15 protein-coding genes are annotated in these 19,616 nt (G+C 45.8%); 6 read left to right on the plus strand and 9 right to left on the minus strand.

The annotated features are described in order from the left end of the window. Positions 1 to 27: 27 nt before the first annotated feature. Positions 28 to 1,404: an MATE family efflux transporter gene (locus tag VOA_RS12975; protein WP_000117906.1), complete on the minus strand. Its 1,377-nt coding sequence runs from the start codon at positions 1,402 to 1,404 to the stop codon at positions 28 to 30. Between the two features lie 141 nt (positions 1,405 to 1,545). Here VOA_RS12975 and VOA_RS12970 point away from each other — a divergent pair, with 141 nt between their 5' ends. Further along, positions 1,546 to 3,006, plus strand: a complete 1,461-nt coding sequence (locus VOA_RS12970) for a DUF2867 domain-containing protein (protein WP_000757223.1) — start codon at positions 1,546 to 1,548, stop codon at positions 3,004 to 3,006. Between the two features lie 67 nt (positions 3,007 to 3,073). On the opposite strand, the gene mglC is transcribed toward VOA_RS12970, so the two are convergent. From mglC to mglB, 3 genes are all read right to left on the minus strand, one after another. Then, the gene (mglC, locus tag VOA_RS12965; RefSeq protein WP_000340256.1) at positions 3,074 to 4,081 is read right to left on the minus strand and encodes a galactose/methyl galactoside ABC transporter permease MglC; all 1,008 of its coding nucleotides are present in this window, start codon (positions 4,079 to 4,081) and stop codon (positions 3,074 to 3,076) included. A gap of 10 nt (positions 4,082 to 4,091) precedes the next feature. Continuing rightward, positions 4,092 to 5,600 carry a galactose/methyl galactoside ABC transporter ATP-binding protein MglA gene (mglA, locus tag VOA_RS12960; protein ID WP_009355807.1) on the minus strand — a complete coding sequence of 503 codons (1,509 nt, stop codon included), beginning with the start codon at positions 5,598 to 5,600 and terminating at the stop codon, positions 4,092 to 4,094. A 160-nt stretch (positions 5,601 to 5,760) separates the two neighbouring features. After that, positions 5,761 to 6,735, minus strand: coding sequence for a galactose/glucose ABC transporter substrate-binding protein MglB (gene mglB / locus VOA_RS12955; RefSeq protein ID WP_009355808.1), 975 nt, complete (start codon positions 6,733 to 6,735; stop codon positions 5,761 to 5,763). Between the two features lie 588 nt (positions 6,736 to 7,323). Here mglB and VOA_RS0117450 point away from each other — a divergent pair. Together VOA_RS0117450 and nqrM are read left to right on the plus strand one after the other, a co-directional pair. Next, complete coding sequence (locus tag VOA_RS0117450; protein ID WP_032468163.1) at positions 7,324 to 7,782, plus strand: NifB/NifX family molybdenum-iron cluster-binding protein; 459 nt, start codon at positions 7,324 to 7,326, stop codon at positions 7,780 to 7,782. Next, positions 7,782 to 8,012: a (Na+)-NQR maturation NqrM gene (gene nqrM / locus VOA_RS12950; protein WP_000221705.1), complete on the plus strand. Its 231-nt coding sequence runs from the start codon at positions 7,782 to 7,784 to the stop codon at positions 8,010 to 8,012. Before VOA_RS0117450 ends, nqrM begins: the two co-directional genes overlap by 1 nt. Before the next feature lie 91 nt (positions 8,013 to 8,103). Here the strand turns inward: nqrM and VOA_RS12945 are convergent, their stop codons facing one another. The 4 genes from VOA_RS12945 to VOA_RS12930 form a co-directional block, all read right to left on the minus strand. Continuing rightward, complete coding sequence (locus VOA_RS12945; RefSeq protein ID WP_000718553.1) at positions 8,104 to 11,163, minus strand: transglycosylase domain-containing protein; 3,060 nt, start codon at positions 11,161 to 11,163, stop codon at positions 8,104 to 8,106. 348 nt (positions 11,164 to 11,511) lie between these two features. Continuing rightward, positions 11,512 to 11,988 (minus strand): response regulator, encoded by a 477-nt coding sequence (locus tag VOA_RS12940; RefSeq protein ID WP_000413394.1) that lies wholly within the window; start codon positions 11,986 to 11,988, stop codon positions 11,512 to 11,514. Further along, complete coding sequence (locus VOA_RS12935; RefSeq protein ID WP_001140881.1) at positions 11,957 to 13,306, minus strand: sensor histidine kinase; 1,350 nt, start codon at positions 13,304 to 13,306, stop codon at positions 11,957 to 11,959. Before VOA_RS12935 ends, VOA_RS12940 begins: the two co-directional genes overlap by 32 nt. A gap of 9 nt (positions 13,307 to 13,315) precedes the next feature. Then, on the minus strand, positions 13,316 to 14,728 hold the full coding sequence (locus VOA_RS12930; RefSeq protein ID WP_032468202.1) for an SLC13 family permease: 1,413 nt from the start codon (positions 14,726 to 14,728) through the stop codon (positions 13,316 to 13,318). A 395-nt stretch (positions 14,729 to 15,123) separates the two neighbouring features. Here VOA_RS12930 and VOA_RS12925 point away from each other — a divergent pair, with 395 nt between their 5' ends. The 3 genes from VOA_RS12925 to VOA_RS0117455 all read left to right on the plus strand — a co-directional run bounded on the left by VOA_RS12925 (position 15,124) and on the right by VOA_RS0117455 (position 19,089). After that, positions 15,124 to 16,755: a methyl-accepting chemotaxis protein gene (locus tag VOA_RS12925; RefSeq protein ID WP_000478921.1), complete on the plus strand. Its 1,632-nt coding sequence runs from the start codon at positions 15,124 to 15,126 to the stop codon at positions 16,753 to 16,755. 64 nt (positions 16,756 to 16,819) lie between these two features. Then, complete coding sequence (alr, locus tag VOA_RS12920) at positions 16,820 to 18,043, plus strand: alanine racemase (protein ID WP_000273645.1); 1,224 nt, start codon at positions 16,820 to 16,822, stop codon at positions 18,041 to 18,043. A 167-nt stretch (positions 18,044 to 18,210) separates the two neighbouring features. Continuing rightward, on the plus strand, positions 18,211 to 19,089 hold the full coding sequence (locus VOA_RS0117455) for an EamA family transporter (protein ID WP_001121572.1): 879 nt from the start codon (positions 18,211 to 18,213) through the stop codon (positions 19,087 to 19,089). 45 nt (positions 19,090 to 19,134) lie between these two features. Here VOA_RS0117455 and VOA_RS12915 read toward each other — a convergent pair whose 3' ends face one another. Beyond that, positions 19,135 to 19,608 carry a DUF2947 domain-containing protein gene (locus tag VOA_RS12915; RefSeq protein ID WP_000121062.1) on the minus strand — a complete coding sequence of 158 codons (474 nt, stop codon included), beginning with the start codon at positions 19,606 to 19,608 and terminating at the stop codon, positions 19,135 to 19,137. Positions 19,609 to 19,616 lie beyond the last annotated feature (8 nt).

Here is a 19,616-nt window from a genome sequence, read left to right on the forward strand (position 1 = left end):
AATTTGCACCAATCGAGCGATGAGCGTCTAATTTTCAATCAAATTCCGCATCCATTTCTTGCTTTTCATACGGTGTAGCGAACCAAACCATTTCACCGCTTCTTCGGTAAGAAACAGCAAATAAATCCATTCAGGATCGACCTTAAGCACCAACGCAGCAAAAGCGGCTAGCGGAATACCTATACACCACTGTGCCACGACGTCTTGGCCAAGACAGAATTTCACATCTCCCCCTGCCCGTAGCACACCAACAATCACCGTCATAGGTAATGAGCGCAGCACAATGCCTAAACTGAGAATCAGGATGAATTTTTCTGAGAGATCCCGAGTTTCTGGCGTTAATGCTGTGAAAGCCCCGAGCACAGGGATCTGTACTAAATAAAGACAGATTGCAACGCCTCCCCCTACCAACACACTACACACCGTTACACCGATCGCTTGGTAGTAAACGGCTTGATAGTTTTTTGCTCCAAGCTGATTACCCACTAAAACGGCAGCCGCATTCGACATACCAATCAACAGACTGAGTGATATGGATTCAACCGGCGTCATCACCGACAAAGCCGCGAGTCCCTGCACACCAGTCTGCCCCATAATCGCGTGATAGGTAAATAGACCCGCAGCCCAAATCAAAAAGTTAAAGGTCGTTGGCAGAGACAAGCGCAGAAAACGGCTGATTTTGGTCCAATCAATCACAGCTTTCACATCGAACCAGCCAAAGGCCATTAAATGTTTTTTGCCATAGAGATAGCTGTATAAACAGGCAACTTCAATCGCACCACTCAAAAGTGTTGCAATGGCCGCCCCTTCAATGCCCATGGCAGGGAAACCAAATTTACCAAATATCAAAATCCAATTGAGTAAAACGTTGGAAACAATCCCGATGCCACTGAAGAAAGTGCTGATACCCGGTTTATGCATGGCACGTAGCCCCACGGCCATACTACTGACACAGGCCACTGCAAACATGGTGAACGATGTGATGATCAAATATTGGCTACCCAAAGCGTTAACTTGCGATGATTCCGTGGTCAACGACATGATTTGCTGTGGAAAGAGTAAAAACAGCAAAACAGTAAAAAAGGCAAAGAAGTTAGAAACTAACCACGTCAGCGCGGTGCTTTCACGCACACCTTTGCGATCACCTGCGCCCCAATATTGCGCAGTCAGCAACGCACCGCCAGTCGTCACGCCAACCAGCATGATAGTGGTAACAAAAGTGGCGCGCGCCGCCACGCCAACAGCCGCAATTTCTGCTTCACCTAATTGCCCCAGCATCAATACATCCACCAACCCTCGGCTGGAAAACATGATATTTTGTATCGTGATCGGCAGCGCGATGGCGATCAAGCGGCGAAAGAAATCCCCTCTCATGTGGGATAAAACTTGAGAGACAACAGACACAATATCACTCCAAAGCGTGTGATACGCCCTACCCTTTTAACGTCGAAATTCGAATTGGGTAAGGCATAGCAAGCAGAAAAAACAGCCGTTATTATACTCACGCGTGCATAATCACAACAAACGATTAAAACGGATGGCCGAATGAAAAAGGTATTAGTGTTAGGTGCATCAGGTTATGTAGGGGCACAACTGCTCCCCCTGTTACTGGATGCGGGATACCACACCACGGCTGCTTCTCGTCATATTGAGACTTTGAATGCGCGTTTGCCTACTCATCCCAACTTAACACTACTCAATCTTGATCTAGCGGATCGCCCCAAAACGCTCGCCACTATTCCAAATTATGACTTAGTGTTTTTCTTAGTGCATGGAATGGCTCACGGCGGAGATTTTGTTGATTACGAGCTTTCATTGGCACAAAACGTAAAAGATGCCCTCGACCTTCAACATAATCAGGTACGACATGTCATTTATTTAAGCTCTTTGCAGCCTGAATCGGGTCATTCGCCACACCTGCAAGCTCGTTACGATACAGGACGAATCTTGCGCCAATCTCATGTTCCGATTACCGAACTCAGAGCGGGCGTCATCATTGGGTCTGGCTCTGCTGCTTTCGAAATCATGCGTGATTTTGTGTATAACCTACCCGTGCTGATCACGCCAAAATGGGTCGACTCCAAAGCCAACCCGATTGCATTAGCCAATCTCAACACTTATCTGCTTAAGTTTGCCTTAGAGCAGCCACGCGAACATCAGATGTTTGAACTTGGTGGACCCGATGTATTGAGCTATCGAGAACAATTTCGCATTTTGTGCGAACTCACCGGCAAGCCGTTTCGCTTGTGGTCGACACGATTTTTAACACCGCGTATGGCATCACGCTGGTTAGGCATGGTGACTTCCGTACCAAGCACAATAGGTCGATCACTTTTGGAAGGATTAACCCATGATTTTATTGCTGACTGCCAAGCGATTGAAACCCGTTATCCGCAAGCCTTAATTTCCTATCACGATGCGGTGTCTCAAGCCATTAAAAGCGAAGGCACCTTTGTACGCAGCCAAGTTTGGGGCTTTGACCCCAACGCCATTTTGCGTTGGCAGCCCGGTTTTGGTTATTACCCGAAACAAGCCGGTGCAAGTATTGAAACAGAATTAAGCAGCCAAGATTTATGGAAAGTGATCCGCACCATCGGCCGCCGTGACCAAGGCTACTTTTTTGCCAACGTACTGTGGAGAACTCGTGAATGGCTCGATCTCTTTTTCGGCGGAGGTAAGCCTATTCGCCGCTATCCGGCAGGGGCTGAACTGGCAGTAGGTGATTTTATTGATTCTTGGAAAGTGATTCGCTGCCAACCTAAACAGTTTTTGTCATTGCTGTTTGGCATGAAAGGCCCCGGCTTGGGGCGTTTGGAATTCACCATTGATGATTTAGGTGATAAACGGCGCCTCAATGTCACCGCTTGGTGGCACCCGCAAGGATTTCTCGGCCTTTTGTATTGGTATGCAATGATGCCAGCACACCTGTTTATTTTCCGTGGAATGGTGCGAGCAATCATAAATAACCGACTTATAGCTGAAAGCTTTACTACCCCCCCAGCATAGATGTGGGTTTTCTCTATACAAAAAGGCCTGACAACGTCAGGCCTTAAACATACAAGTTTAAATCTGGTTACTTCTTATTTGCGTATTTCATTGAGTCCAGCGCTACAGCGAAGATAATAATCGAGCCTTTAATGATGTACTGCCAATAAGGGCTAACACCGATGTAGGTCATACCGTAGTTGATCACGGTAAAGATCAGTACCCCAGTCACGACCCCTGCGATACTACCTACCCCACCAGCGAATGAAACGCCGCCCACCACACATGCCGCAATCGCATCCAACTCATACAAAAAACCTAAGTTGTTGGTCGCACTGCCAATTCGCCCAGCTTCAAGCATACCGCCGAAAGCATAGAACACACCGGAAAGTGCATACACTTTAAGCAGGGTCAATGGCACGTTAACACCTGACACTTTCGCCGCTTCTGGGTTACCGCCGACCGCAAAAATGTTTTTGCCGAACACGGTTTTATTCCACAGTATCCACATAAAAATGATCGCGATAATGGCGTAGAAGGTGATGTAGGAGAACCTAAAATCGCCGATGCGGATAAAACCTTGGGTAAAGGTGGTGAAGCGCTCATCGAAACCTGCAATCGGTGACGCACCAACCGAGTCGTAGTACAGCGAGTTAATGCCGTACACGATGATCATCGTACCTAAGGTCGCAATAAACGGTGTTACTTTGAGGTAAGCAACTATCACACCATTCACCAAACCAATAATCGCTCCAATCAAGCAGACGCTAATGATGACCGCAAGAATCGGAATTTCACCCAAACTTGGGAACACTTTGTTCACGTTGTCCATCGATTGCAGCAAAGTGGCCGAGATAACAGCCGCTAAACCCACTTGGCGACCGGCTGATAAGTCAGTGCCTTGGGTCACGATCAAACCGGCTACCCCCAGTGCAATAATCACGCGCACGGAGGATTGAGTCAGAATGTTACTGAGGTTACGTAAGCTAAGAAATGAGGGCTCTTGAATCACAATAACCGCAAGCAGAATAAACAGCACTGCGTAAATTGCACCCTCTTTTAAATGTTTAATTGCAAATGATTTGACAGCATCCATAGTCATTTCCTTAGAGGTATCGAGAGGCTAGCTCTAAAATTTCGTTCTGAGAGGTTTGTTTGGTATTCACAATACCTGCATTGCGGCCGTTACTCATCACCATGATCCGATCGGTAATACCGAGCAGTTCCGGCATCTCAGAGGAAATAATGATGATGCCTTTGTCCTTCTTCGCCAGCTCTAAAATCAGCTGGTAAATTTCGTACTTCGCACCCACATCAATACCGCGTGTGGGTTCATCCAACATCAAAATCTCAGGTTGAGTCAGTAGCCAGCGGCCAATAATAACTTTTTGCTGATTGCCGCCAGAAAGCGATCCGATATGAGTTTGATGTGATGGGGTTTTCACTCGCATCGAGTCAATCACCCACTGCGTATCACTCTTCATTTTCTTATCACTGAGTAAACCGTAAGGCGTTTTGTACTCATCCACGTTAGCAACGAGAGAGTTAAAGGTGATGTCGAGGTTGGAATAAATCCCAGTCGAGCGGCGCTCTTCAGTAACCAACGCAAAGCCGTTTCTGATCGCTTCATGGGCATCGTGGTTTTTCATTTCACGTCCATGCAGTAACACATGTCCGGCACTACGTTCACGCACACCGAAAATGGTCTCGACAATATCGGTACGACGCGAACCAACCAGACCGGCCACACCCAAGATCTCGCCAGCTCGCAATTCAAACGAAATATCTTGAATCGAGGGTTGATTGAGTGCCGTGAGGTTTTTCACCTCAAGAATAATATTCTTCGGCTCGTTACTTTTTTCAGGGAAACGCTGGGTCAGTTCACGGCCAACCATCATCGAAATGATCTTGTCCATATCCAACCCTTTCAAGGGACGCGTATCCACCCACTGACCATCACGTAAAATGGTGATTTCATCGCAGATAGAAAAAATCTCTTCCATTTTGTGCGAGATGTACACCACCCCACAGCCTTTCTCTTTGAGTTTTTTGATGATGGTGAAGAGATGATTTACCTCTTTTTCGGTCAAGGAAGAGGTGGGTTCATCCATAATCACCACTTTGGCATCGTAGGAAAACGCTTTCGCGATCTCGAGCATCTGCATTTGCGAAACCGACAAGGTGGCGACTTTGACCTTCGGATCGATGTCGATATCGAGTTCAGCGAAGATCGCCTTGGTATCACGATACATTTTGTCGTGATCGACAAAAAAACCTTTGGTGGGATAGCGACCAAGCCAAATATTATCCATGACTGAGCACTGTTTTACTTGGTTCAACTCTTGGTGAACCATTGAGACACCAGACTCTAGTGCCTCTTTTGATGAGGTAAAGTTCACATGTTGACCGAGAAAAATGATGTCTCCTTCATCTTTCTCATAAATACCAAATAGGCATTTAAGCAAGGTGGATTTTCCAGCTCCGTTTTCTCCCATAAGGGCGTGTACGGAATGCGGACGCACTTTTAAATTCACCTTATCGAGGGCTTTCACCCCTGGGAACTCTTTACTTACCCCTGTCATTTCTAACAGGAATTCATGTGCTTGATTGACCATGGCATCACTTTTATTATGCAAAAATTCAGACAACCCATATCAATGCGTGGTACACACGGCGTGATATATCTCTGCATCAGGCAATAATGCCTAATGCCAATGCTTTGATGTCAGAAAAGAAAGAAGAGGAGAAGTCACCCTCTCCTCTATTTCTCTAACGTTATTCAACGTTATTGATGTCAACACCAACGTATGGAACACGAACTACTTTGTTTTCTACTTTCCATTGAGTACCGTCTGCGGCAGGTTTGCCATTGGCTAAATTACGTGACAATTCAAACGTGGCTTTCGCTTGGTTCTGCGCATCATTCAAAACCGTACCAGCCATATCGCCTGATTTAATCAGCGCCAACGCTTCCGCCAATGCATCCACACCAAATACCGGAATTTTTTGGCCAGCACCGCGCAGAGCTTCAATCGCGCCCATCGCCATACCATCATTGTTGGCAATCACCACTTCAATTTTGCTGCCATTAGGACCTGATAACCACGCGTCCATCTTATCTTTTGCCATCGCGGTATCCCACATCCCCGTATCAAGATGCAGTTCTTGCGTTTTGATGCCATTGTCATTGATCGTTTTTACAGAATAAGTTGTACGCGCTTCTGCATCTGGGTGACCGGGTTCACCTTTCAGCATCACGTATTGCAGTACGCCATCACCGTTCTTATCCCATGATGGATTGGCTTTCCATTGCGCCGAAATCAGGTCACCTTGAATAATCCCCGATTCTTTAGAATCTGTACCCACATAGTAAGCTTTGTCGTAACTTGCCATAGCATCGGCTGAAGGTTCTTTGTTATAAAACACCACAGGTACACCATCGATTTTCGCTTTCTGAATGATGGTAGACGCTGCTGCGGGGTCAACTAGGTTGATTGCAAGCGCCTGCACTCCACGAGCAAGCATGACATCGACTTGATCGTTCTGCATGGACTGGCTGTTTTGTGAATCATTCATCAAAATTCGCGTGTTGCTATCCCCAGCGGCTTCTTTTTCAATCGCTTGGCGAACAACAGACATAAAGTTGTCATCGTATTTATAAACGGTAAAACCTATGGTGGTCTCTGCCAGAGCCTGTGTACCGAAACCCATACCAGCAGAAAGCATTGCTAAAACAGTTAACTTTCTCATTGAACAAGTCCTATTTGTTGTTTTGTATTACATGTGTAGGGAAAACGTTCTCTCGACCGAAATGCAATCACGAATGCTGCATAACTGTGAAAACGTTTACTCGGAAGTATAGTTTTAAAAACCGTAATTAATGTGAAGCAGTTAAAAAATTGTTCTTCAAACGGAAAAGTTGTAACGGTTTGTTTAAAATATTTGAAGCCAATAACAATTCACACCTCCTTTCACGCAATAATCTTCATTTCAGAGCATCAGTTTCGATTACAGCTCAAAAGCACCAAGTGATAACGTTTACATATGAGTTCCGTTCAACTCAATGCTGAGGTGAACGCTACCTATGTTAGAAAAGTATAGACCGTTTTTAAGGTGATGATTAAAAACCAATATCCTTGGTGGATAGCCTTTTATCACCAAGCCATCCATTATGAGCATAGATGAGTATTTCTCTTGATGTTAAAACACAAACAAAAAGCGTTAGGGTGAAAGAACATTCCCCCCTCACTGGGTGACAGATAAGTTTGCACAATCGGTTATTGGCATATGCCAATAACAAGAACACAATAGCGAGGTTAACTTACTGAGGAAAGTATGATGATCTATGCCGTTCCTTGCCGCCAAGGCATGCCCTGTAACCATTTCGCTAAAGCGCCAACATTTTGCGTTATCGATTCAGACCATCTAGTGTCGCAAAGTGAATTTACTGTTGAGCAAGAAATTTCTTGTGAGAGAAAAAAGGAGCTTTTGCAGCAATTTCGCCACTACCAAGTAACCGCAGTCGTGGTTCGTCAGATTGGGCAATCCATGTTACAGGCATTGTTCAATGAAGGGTTCAGAGTCTACTCTTTACCTAGAGGGGTTGAGCTGCGCGATATCGTGATAGAGCAACTGCAATCAGTTACTGAATTGAGTTATGGAAAAACCTCCCCCAATAAACCCCAGCATGCACAGGGTTGCCATCGCCAACGTAAATGCACAGCTCCGATGAATAGGCTTGCCATGCCGACCTATCGCGGCTTTTCAATCAAACGATTGTGGAGAGGAGATGCGTAATGACTTATCTATTGGCTTTCGGATTTTTTGTCATTTTTGCGATTTTGATGACGCTAGGCGTGATGGCCAAGCGTAAACCGATTCAAGGCAGTTGTGGTGGTTTAGCCAATGTCGGGGTAGACAAAGTGTGCGACTGTGAAACCACATGTGAAGCTCATCAAAACAGGCTTTATCAGATATCTGAACCGATGAATCACGATCTACAAACTCAAGCGATAAAAGATAAATAGCTTGAGAATGAAAATGTCGGATAAGTGGAACAAAAGTGAAAACAAGTCAGGCAGGATTTCTCCTGCCTGACGTTTATTAAACGGCTATCGGTTATTGTTTCACCGTGGGTTGGCACTCTTGCGCTTGCGGAGCCAGATAAGGGGACAAAATAGGTGCCATACCTTTGAGCACTTGAACTGGCAGCGCAGAAGTAAAGGTGAACTTCTCTGACTCACTACCTGCCACATAAGCCGTTAATGTACCAAAGTGACGATCCCCCAAATAAAACACAAAGGTCGCCGTTCGGTTACGAGCTTGTGATTGAACAACGGCCCCTAAACGGTTGACGGTTTGAATGCGGTTATCACCCGTTCCCGTTTTGCCCCCCATCACCACTGGGGTTCCATCCGGAAGTTTAAATACGCCAGAAATCCTTCTTGCTGTCCCACTATCAACCACTTGTGATAAAGCTCCGCGCAGCGCTCTTGCCACCTCAACGGGTAACACTCGCACTCCCTGTGTCTCAACTGGAGAAAACTCTGTCTCGAACGGCGTTCCTTGAGCAAAATGCAGATGGTTAATACGCCTTGTTGGCACACGGATGCCATCATTCAAAATGATGCCCATCAACTCAGAAAGCGCAGCAGGTCGATCTCCTGAACTCCCCAACGCAGTTGCCAACGAAGGAACTAAGTGATCAAATGGATAGCCTAAACGCTGCCAACTTTGGTGAATATCTAAGAACGCCTCCACTTCAAGCATGGTGCGAACTCGGCTATCACGCGCATTACGGTGACGAGTTTTAAACAGCCAACTATACACTTCTTGTCGTTTGTCACTGCTTGCGGCAACCACATCACTAAATGAGGCTTGGCTATTGTCATTTAGATAGCCGAGCAACCACAGCTCTAACGGATGAACTCGGGCAATATAACCTTGATCGGGAAGCGAATATTTTCCGCGACCATACTTGTTGTATAACTTTTCAAGTTGTTTATTGGTGAGTTTATCGCGCGATGCGATAGGAAGCTTATCATCCATAAACACCATGAACTCACTCAAAGAAGCTTCAGGTAGAAGGTAGCGATGTACCGCTGCTAGTCGATCCGAGCTCGGTTTCAATCCTTCCAACAGCGTTACCATCCGTTCATCAGCGGTCTTATCTTTATATTTGCGCCAGAAACGTAGCAGATACGCTCTCCCCTCTTTATCCGCAAATTGGCGAAGATACTCCATACGGCGTGGATCTTTGTCATCCTTCATCAGTTGGGCACGATATCCTTCACTGTATAAAGTGTAACGTTCAATATCCTGCATCAAACGGACAAAAGGTAGGTTAATCGATTCACGCAACGCATCCCGTAAAGTCGGGATACGATCATCATCTTCCTTACGGAAGTTATTAAACGTATGCAGACCACCACCAGTAAAGAAGCGCTCATTAGGATCGGCTGAGTATTCGCGATCCAACGCGGCTTCCAACATAGTTGAGAGATCTCGTTGTGGGCTAACGAGTAACCAGTTGATGGACCATTGGCTTAAATCATCTTGCGCTTCCACAGCCTGTCGGCGAAGTTCCGACACAGAAAGATCATGATATTTATCATGCAACTTCGCGATAATTTCCAAATAGTTGGTCAGTACACGCAGCTTCGCAGTTGAACCGAGTTCCAATTTACTTCCTTCATTAAGATCGAAAGGCTGATTGGTATTATCGGTTTGTACACGGACTTTAAATCCTTCGTCACTACGTTCAAAAAGCGTAAAACTGTAACGTACGTCTCCGGTTTTTTCGGCTGCCAGTAAGCGATAACCTAAGATACCCATCTCTGCAGCAAATTCTGGATTGGCTAATTTCTGCAAATAGCGCGTGACTTCATTTTGTAATTCAAAATTCAGAGTGGTAGTGGCACGCAGATCCATGCGGTCTAAATCATATAGACTCACGCCAAGTTGACGGCTTAGATTGGTACGTGCGGCTAATAAGCCTTTGTTGGTATTGATGCGAGTCATCGCTGGCTGCTGAACAAAATCACGGAATTGCAAATGGGCGGAGAGTGCAGCATTCATCAGAGATTGAGAAATCAAATTTTCACGATAGAAAAGCCTTATATGGCTATCCGTCAAGGTATTAAGATCGTCTCGCCCAGCAAGTGCCAAGTAATAAGATGGACGACGATGTGCAATCATCAGCGCCACCACTTGACGTAATGCCAAACCTTGCTCAGCCAGATCACTGGCATGATTCAGGCTCGAATCCAGCAGTTGATTAACGCGATCGGGATCGGCGGCAAACCACACCCACAAGCCATCACCCAAACCATGCACTTCACCATAGCCTGGTGCAGCAGATAAAGGTACGGAGTTCAAATACGCCCAAACCACCAACTTACGAGCTTCCAGTGTATTCGCACCCAAACGGTATGCGCGTACGCTTGCAGAAACCATCTGGCGAATTTTTTCTTGCGGGCTATACGTTAAACCATCTTCCGAGTGACGATACTTTTCAACTTGCGTGGCTAATGTACTCCCCCCTGCAGATTGCCCATCCAGATCAAGCGCTTTACCTATTTGCGTAAGAGCTGCTTTAAAAAAGCGGGGCCAATCAACCGCGGGGTTAATTAGGGGATTCTTTTCACTCAATAAATCACGGTTTTCGATAAATAGCAGGGACTGGACGATTAAGTCTGGAATCGCGGTAAATTCTGGATAGTGATAGCTAGGGTAACGAAACTGGTAAACAGGTTCAGCTCGGCAGTCAATCAAGGTTAATCCCGCTTGTACCTTCTCGGTATAAGGGACAAACAAGCCCGACTGTGCGTAATGATAGAGCGCATCGGAAAAACGAACCTGCTGACTAATGGCAAAACCACGCTGCAGTAATCGCTCTTGAATACCAGGCAAAGCCACATAGCCTAAACGTTGGTCAAAAGGACCATAGCTAGGAAAGGCTATTTTATCGCTAACACCAGGCTCAACTTGATAGGTTAATCCTGCAGCATAGCGGCTGATTTCACGCGATTGCAGCGTTGATGTTTCCATTTCATGAAAGAGTGCTGCACCGCCTGCGGTGCCAAGAATGAGCACAACAAATAGCCATAATCGTGGTTTGTTTTTTTGTGCACGTCGACGCTTTTTGAGCACGCGCCGAGGAATAGAGTCAGCTGCCACTTAATTGAATCCGTTTAATCACTGAGAGTGTAGTCACAACGCAACAAGATGAGTTCATCGTTAACCGATGATTGTTATGTAGAAGTGTAGAGAAGTTACTGAATATAACGAACCGCATTTTCTTATCTGATTAAAATCGTCCTTGATGAATTTCCAAGACCATCAATACACTAAGCACGGGCACATCATTGCATAATGCCGATAGTGTTAACAGCCTTTCGCAAAGAAAAAATATTCGTTAGCGCACAGTTACCGAACCTTATTAGGTAACCTCACCGTTTTGAGCTCAAGAAACCACCAAACTGTGGCCATGATTGCGCAGCAAAAGCTGCGCCTTTTTGCGCGACTTCATCCATGCAACCGGGAAAGCACAATGGCATTATCAAGCTCACTTTGCCACTCGGTATAATCCAGTCGACGATCAAAGACGTAGTGCGTAACTAAACCACGAACACTATCGACCAAGGTTTTGGCATTCCATGGTTTTTCGAAGTAATGATGGATTCCCGCAGTATTTATCGCATTAATGGTATCCGTGTGAGTTGCTTGCCCAGTGAGCAGCACTTTCTTCGTATGGGTAAAACGGGAATCAGCACTGATCTCACTGAGCAATTCAACTCCACTTTTGCCTGGCATCACATGATCAGAAATCACTACGGCAATCAGTTCCCCTTGAGCATCAAGGTCATCCATCAGATCCAAGGCTTCAGCCGCCGATTCACAGTCTTCAATATTGACCCAACGACTGAGCGCTTCTAAATCCTGTAACACGGCACTCAGCACTTCACGTTGATCATCCACGCAAATGATATTCAGCTTCTCCATGGTATTCCTCAATTGGCAATTTGATCCTAAAAATGGTTTTGTCCTGATCGCTTTTTACCGCAACCGTTCCGCCATAACCCGATACAATACGTTTAACAATTGCAAGGCCCAGTCCTAATCCAAAAGAGAGCCCCTCTTTCTTTGTGGTAAAACTCGGTTGGAAAATTTTTCTTCGCGTTACTTCGGATATCTCAGGGCCATTATTCGCAACCGTGATGTACAGCCGCTGGCGGTGATAACGAGTCTGTATATCAACCGTTGGCTCAGCCGTTTGTACCATTGCATCACAAGCGTTTTTGATTAAGTTAATCCAAACCTGTACCCATTCGGTCTGCGACCCTTTAATCATGGGGAGAGCTCCTGGCCTCATCCGTACTGAAACTCGGCGCAAATCACTTTGCAACAGGGCCAACGCACGATTGATAGTGCTGTTCAAATCCACGTCTTCATTCAAACAAATATCAGCGCGACCCAGTTGCTTAACCGATTTAACGATACCAACCGAATGTTTGGCTGCCACTCTTAAATCATGGAGATCTCGTCCCATCTGCCAGTAACGAATTGCCAAATGTGGATTTTTCAGCCAATGGGCGGAAAGCTCATTAGCAGGAACAGCCCTAGCCAGCTCACGCGCAACAGCCTTAGGGAGTTGATACTGTTTTTCAAACAATGCGCCACGATCGCGCGCTTCACTGGATGAGACTTTTTGCCCAAACAGTAGGCCGAAATCGAAAAACTGGCTCGCTTCTGGGTGCACCTCTTCCAACAATTCCATAAACAGCGATTCGAGACGCTCCGATTTACTGCTCACCACTCCGATAGCGTTATTCAATTCATGCGCAATACCTGCAGCAAGTTGACCGAGTGTGGTCATTTGCTCGGCAGAATGCAGCCGCTCTAGCGCACGTTCTTTTGCTACCGCTTCTTGAGTGGCACGGCGTTGCCGTTGAGATAATTCAGCAACAATAACTGGCATAAACTGTGTGCTGAGTGAACCATAGTGCTCAATATCATGTACCGGTGTGTCGCGATCAATCCATGCCAGTTCCACTTCGCTGTCAGCAATGACAGTAGAAGATGCCGTCCACGAACCAGAAAAAAAACTGTGCACACCAATAAATGCGCCTTGTGAGGCAGAAAACACCTTGATTCTGCGCTCCCCTTTTTCAGCGAAAAATCCAGAAACATGGCCACTGCGAATGTAGTACAACCGATCGTTATAACCGTTTTGTGCCAACAAGATGGACCCTGCTGGCAAGGTAATACTGCGTTCAGGATGGTGAAAATAGCGTTCAATAACCGCCGCAACTTTGGCCATAGAACTTCCTTAATGGCCGATCATAGTCAGGACCCACACCATGACAAAGCTCATTAATACACCAAGGATCCCTAATATCACCCCCACTTTCGCCATTTGCTGACTTTGCACGTTGCCAGTCGCATGTGCGAGTGCATTTGGTGGAGTACTAATAGGTAGGGACATACCAAGCGAAGCTGCAAATGTCACCACCAAAATGAGAGTGACTTCTCCACCAAGTGGCGATAAGGATGTCATAGAAGCGCCTAATGCTGCCATAATCGGCATCAGCAGGTTTGCGGTGGCGGTATGCGACATAAAATTCGCCATTAATAGACAGAGAATTGCCGCTCCCAAAATCACCACATAAGGTGAATATTGATCAAACGGAATACTGTTTACCATTAATTCTGCGAGTCCGGTTTTGTCTAAAGCTAAACCTAAAGCAATACCCCCAGACACTAACCAAAGCACATCCCAAGAGATCATTTTTAAATCTTCTTTACCTATGATCCCTGTGATTGAAAATACTGCCACGGGAATTAATGCCACCGAATAAGAGTTCATGCCATGTAATGAACCCATCATCCACAATAAAATCGTGGTGGTAAAAGTAATGTAAACAATGATCGCTTTTGGGGTTTTCAGAAACTTACCTTTGATAGTTAATTCAATGGTTTTCTGCTCCGCTCTATACATAAATTCAATTAATAGCCAAGCCACAGCCATTAAAATTACTACGAATGGAATCCCAAACGCCATCCACTCCGCAAAAGTTATTAAGTTATCACCGACCAAATATTTCAGAGCAATGGCATTAGGTGGCGTACCAATCGGAGTGCCGATCCCCCCAATATTTGCAGCGACAGGAATACAGAGTGCAAATGCGACCCGTCCTGGGTCTTTCGGGCCAAAAAGGGCGATGACCGGTGTTAAAATCGATAACATCATGGCGGTAGTTGCTGTGTTGGACATAAACATTGAAAACACCGCAGTAATCATCATCAATCCCAACATCACATATTTGGGGTTATTACCAAATGGTTTAAGCAATACACGAGCTAAGTTGACATCTAAACGGTATTTTGTTGCCGCCATAGCAAGGAAAAAACCACCTAAAAACAGCATGATAATAGGATTAGCAAAGGTCGCCATGATTTCGGTTGATTTGAGCAATTCTCCAAACTCTGCATGCCCCTCACCTAACCTAAACAGAATGAAACCTTTATCCGACAACATCAGCACTTCTAGCACAATGATCACAACCGAAGTCGAGTAGATGGGAATCGGTTCAAAAACCCATAGCAAAGCAGCTAGCAGGAAAATGGCGATCACCCGTTGCTGAATCACGGTCAGCCCATCAAATGGAAATGCAGTCGTTGGCAGCATCAATACCAATAGTGGGATCAGCAATGGAATAATATATTTTAGATAAGGGCGCATCATGTTCACTCTTCCTGAGAATTGATTTTGTGTTTGGCGAGGAGAATGCACGCTATCAGAGCGGCAATAGGTATTATTGATGCGTAAAAAAGAAATGTTTGGTGTTAGATCAATGATTAAAGTTTATTAGCTGAGTAATACACAAAAGTGAGTCACAGTTAACAAATCGTTGATGGTTCAATAAGCTAGCCGGGACCATTAAAACCCAAAAAAATAAATTTTTCGGCGATTTCTACAGTCTTTGCTAACTTTATCTATAAGAGTCGTCAACTGACAATTGAAATGATAGTATGCCGGCAATTTTGAGACACACTTAACCTTATTTAACGTTATCGCAGATAAGGATGTTGTTATTCACTCGACTTCGAATGACATCAACCAAGGGTAAAACATTCATGTTTCTAAAAAACTTGTCAATAGGTAAAAAAATTGCAGTTTCTTTCTCCGTGATTGCAGTCATTAGCCTAGGGTTCGCCATCTATCTGATAGCGGAATTGAATCGAATCCAATCTGAATTACTGAATTACACCGATGACACTCTACCAGCAATGGAAAATGTCGATGCCATAAAAGACAAAATGTCCTACTGGCGTCGTACTCAATTTGCGGTTCTCCCCATTAAAGACAGCGAGCAAATCAAGCAGACCATTGAGCGCAATAACCGTGTGCAATCGGAAATCGACAGTTCTCTCATTGCTTACGGAAAAACCGTTTGGCCAGGAGAAGAGGAGCAAACGTTCAAACGCTTGATGGGAAACTGGAGTAAATACACTGCTGTCACTGAACAATTTAACCAAACCCTTTTGACTCAAGGTGCTGATGCCGCTTACCCCATCTTGCTTAATTCGCTCTCAACTTTTGAAGCACTGGAAAGTGATTTCACTATTTTGATCGGCATTCTGCATCAAGCGATGGATAGCAATCGGTCACAAATCTTAAACTCGGTGCAAACATTAAACTCCACCTCGATTGCTAGCAATTTAGCAATTTTGTTCATTATGGTGATCATGACCTTGGTGCTGACACGGCTGATCTGTGGTCCTCTTATGATTGTGATGAAACAGTCAAATGCCATCGCCAAAGGTGACTTGTCACAAAAAATGGATCGAAAGGCAATCGGAAATGATGAGCTCGGCAACCTTGCCGATGCTTCAGAGCAGATGCAGCAAAATTTACGTCAATTGATTGATGAAATCATCGCTGCCGTGACTCAGCTCAGCAGCGCAGTTGAAGAGATGACGCAGATTTCTAACCAATCTGCCGATGGCATGAAAGAGCAGCAATACCAAATTACCCAAGTGGCAACCGCTATGGCAGAGATGAAAGCGGTTGTCGCGGATGTCGCACGCAATACTGAAGATTCGGCAAGTCAAACCTTAGCGGTTAATCAGAAATCACAAGAGGGTGCGCGTGAAAACTCCTCTATGGTTCGCTCAATCCAACAAGTGGCTAACATTATCGGTGAAGCGGGTGAAACGGTGAGTGAGCTTGAGCATCAGTCGAGCCAAATTAACGTTGTTGTCGATGTGATCCGCAGTATTGCAGATCAAACCAACCTTCTCGCCCTTAACGCCGCTATTGAAGCTGCTCGCGCTGGCGAATCCGGACGCGGCTTTGCCGTTGTCGCCGATGAAGTGAGAACCTTAGCGGGTCGAACTCAAGACTCTACTGGTGAAATCGTAGCCATCATTGAAAAGCTACAAGCGATGGCGAAACAAGCCAAAGACGCGACCGAGCGTTCACATAGCAGCATCGAGAAATGTGTAGAGCAAGGTAATCATTCGCAATCACTGATGGTTTCAATTGAAGAGTCAATTGCCAGTATTGCAGATGTCGGTACCCAAATCGCTAGCGCGTGTAGTGAGCAAGATTCCGTTGCCGATGAATTGAGCCGTAATGTTGAGAACATTCATCTGACATCACAAGAAGTGGCTAATGGTTCACAACAAACAGCGCAGGCTTGCCATGAATTAAGCCAACTCGCCGTCACGCTACAAGACACTCTACGTCGATTCAAAATTCATTAATCCCCAAACGCCTCCGATTTCGGGGGCGTTTTTTACACCATGAATGATAACAACAGGAGATACTATGTATTTTAAAGCTACGCTGCTTTCTCTCTCTATCGCAGCCACTTTGCCTTCTTTCTCTCTCTCCGCGGCACCTTTGCAAATCGATACTGTTTTACCGGATGCTGCGCAAATTCAGCAAAGTAACTCATGGTTGGAGATTAGCTTAGGCCAGTTCCAAAGTAATATTGAGCAATTCAAATCGCACATGAATAGCGACACCAAAATCTGCGCCATCATGAAGGCCGATGCTTACGGCAACGGCATTCGTGGTTTAATGCCAACCATTATTGCGCAAGGTATTCTTTGTGTTGGTGTGGCAAGTAATGCAGAAGCCCGCGCAGTACGCGAAAGTGGCTTTAAAGGTGAACTCATCCGCGTTCGCTCAGCAAGCCTAAGTGAAATGTCAGCGGTGTTAGACCTCAACATCGAAGAACTGATTGGCACTCACCAACAAGCTATGGAGCTGGCAGAGCTTGCGAAAAAAAATGGTAAAACTGTCAAGGTTCACATGGCACTGAATGACGGTGGGATGGGACGCAACGGTATCGATATGACTACTGAAGCAGGCAAAAAAGAAGCCGTCTCTATTGCAACTCAGCCCTCACTGAATATCGTGGGCATCATGACTCACTTCCCGAACTACAATGCTGACGAAGTGCGCGCTAAATTGGCCAAGTTCAAAGAGAGTTCAGCTTGGTTAATGGAACAAGCCAACCTGAAACGTGAAGATATCACGCTGCACGTGGCTAACTCTTATACTGCGTTAAATGTCCCAGAAGCTCAATTAGACATGGTACGCCCAGGTGGAGTGCTGTATGGGGATCTGCCAACTAACCCTGAATATCCATCCATTGTTTCTTTCAAAACCCGTGTCGCTTCACTGCACCATGTACCAAAAGGTACAACGGTAGGTTATGACAGCACCTTCACCACTAACCGTGATAGTGTACTGGCTAACCTACCCGTAGGGTATTCTGATGGTTACCCACGTAAAATGGGCAACAAAGCTGAAGTGCTCATCAACGGACAACGTGCCAAAGTGATTGGCGTTACATCGATGAACACCACCATGGTGGATGTCACCGACATTAAAGGCGTGTTACCAGGCCAAGAAGTAGCGCTATTTGGTCAACAGCAGAAACAAAGCATCGCGGTCAGCGAAATGGAAAATAACGCAGAGCTGATTTTCCCGGAACTGTATACTTTATGGGGAACGAGCAACCCGCGCTTTTACGTTAAGTAAGCCGCACTGCCCAGCCCAAAGAAAATCAAGCAGTAGGCAACAAGGCTTCTTTTCATAGTGGATAGGTTTAAGAACTTAAATTCAGGTGGACATTCATGTCCACCTATCTCCTTCATCGTTTTTACGGCATAATCGAGCAGCATTTTCTGCTGTAAATTTAGGTATTTATGCCAATTATAAAATCTCCATTACTCATTGCTATTCTTAGCTTACTTGCGGCTATGGTCACCATTCAATCCGGTGCTTCGATCGCTAAACAGTTGTTTCCCTTAGTGGGTCCTGGTGGCACAGTAGCGCTACGGATCAGCTTGTCCGCCATCATTCTTGCACTCATTTTTCGCCCATGGCGGGCACGTTTAAGCTGGCCCCAATGGCGTTCAATGATCATTTATGGAGCGAGCTTAGGCGGCATGCAGCTCAGTTTTTACTTCGCGATTGAACGTATTCCTCTGGGAATTGGTGTCGCGCTAGAGTTTTCAGGTCCGCTGCTACTGGCGTTACTGTCATCAAAACGCAAAAAGGATTTGATCTGGGTGGCGTTGGCCATTCTGGGCATCGTGTTCTTACTGCCAGATATGAATGGGGTCGACGCGCTAGATCCGATTGGTGTCGCTTTAGCATTGATTGCGGGTGGATTCTGGGCTGGCTACATCTGGTTTGGGCAGCGCGCAGGCAGCGTGGGCTCTGGTGGCATCACGGTCTCGATTGGCATGCTTGTCGCCGCGGTCATCTACTTCCCGATTGCGACTCAGTTGGCTGAGGCATCCATTTTCAGTTGGTCAATTCTGCCGATGGCGCTACTGGTTGCAGTAATGTCGAGCGCCCTACCCTATAGCTTAGAAATGGCAGCTCTAAGCCGACTTTCAACACAACATTTCAGTGTTTTGATGAGTCTAGAGCCTGCGATTGCAGCAATGGCGGGGCTCGCGATTTTGGGTGAAACACTGCAGTGGTCACAATGGCTAGCGATTTTCATGATCATCACCGCATCCATGGGATCGACGCTTTCTGCAGCGAAAACACCAACCAAAGTCACTCAAGAATAAAATCACAACGTTATGTGTTAAAAAATCCGGCCAAAGCCGGATTTTTTATGGGCGCAGCCCGAGTTTCACTTTACCTTCACTACTAAACCAGAGCGCCTCTTTGCGGCGGCGGCCAAGCAAGAATGGACCATCATCGTAAAACAGGAAATTTTTCCAATGACGTTTAAAGATTGACCATTTGGTTTCCAGCACGTTGTATTTCTCGTAACAGAAATACACCGTCACATCATCTTGCCATGGCAGATGGGCCGACAATGCTTCAGGCAGTTCTGGCTCATCACTTTCCCATTCTGCCATCCAGCTCGTTTCATCTGACCAGTTATTGGCTTTACGTGGCCAGTCTTGTGAGCTCAAGCGCTCAGCGTCAGGACTTGTCGCACTGATGTTCTCTTTCCAAAACTGTGCTGCACGTAGTGGTTCCATCGGTTTTATCTGAGCCAGATCGGCTTCAGGAACCGGCATTGAGGCATGGGTAAAAATCCATTTTCTTTGGTATTGATCCAAAGGCAAATAAGACATTGAGTTTC

The organism is Vibrio sp. RC586 (genome assembly GCF_000176715.1).
Lineage (GTDB): Bacteria > Pseudomonadota > Gammaproteobacteria > Enterobacterales > Vibrionaceae > Vibrio.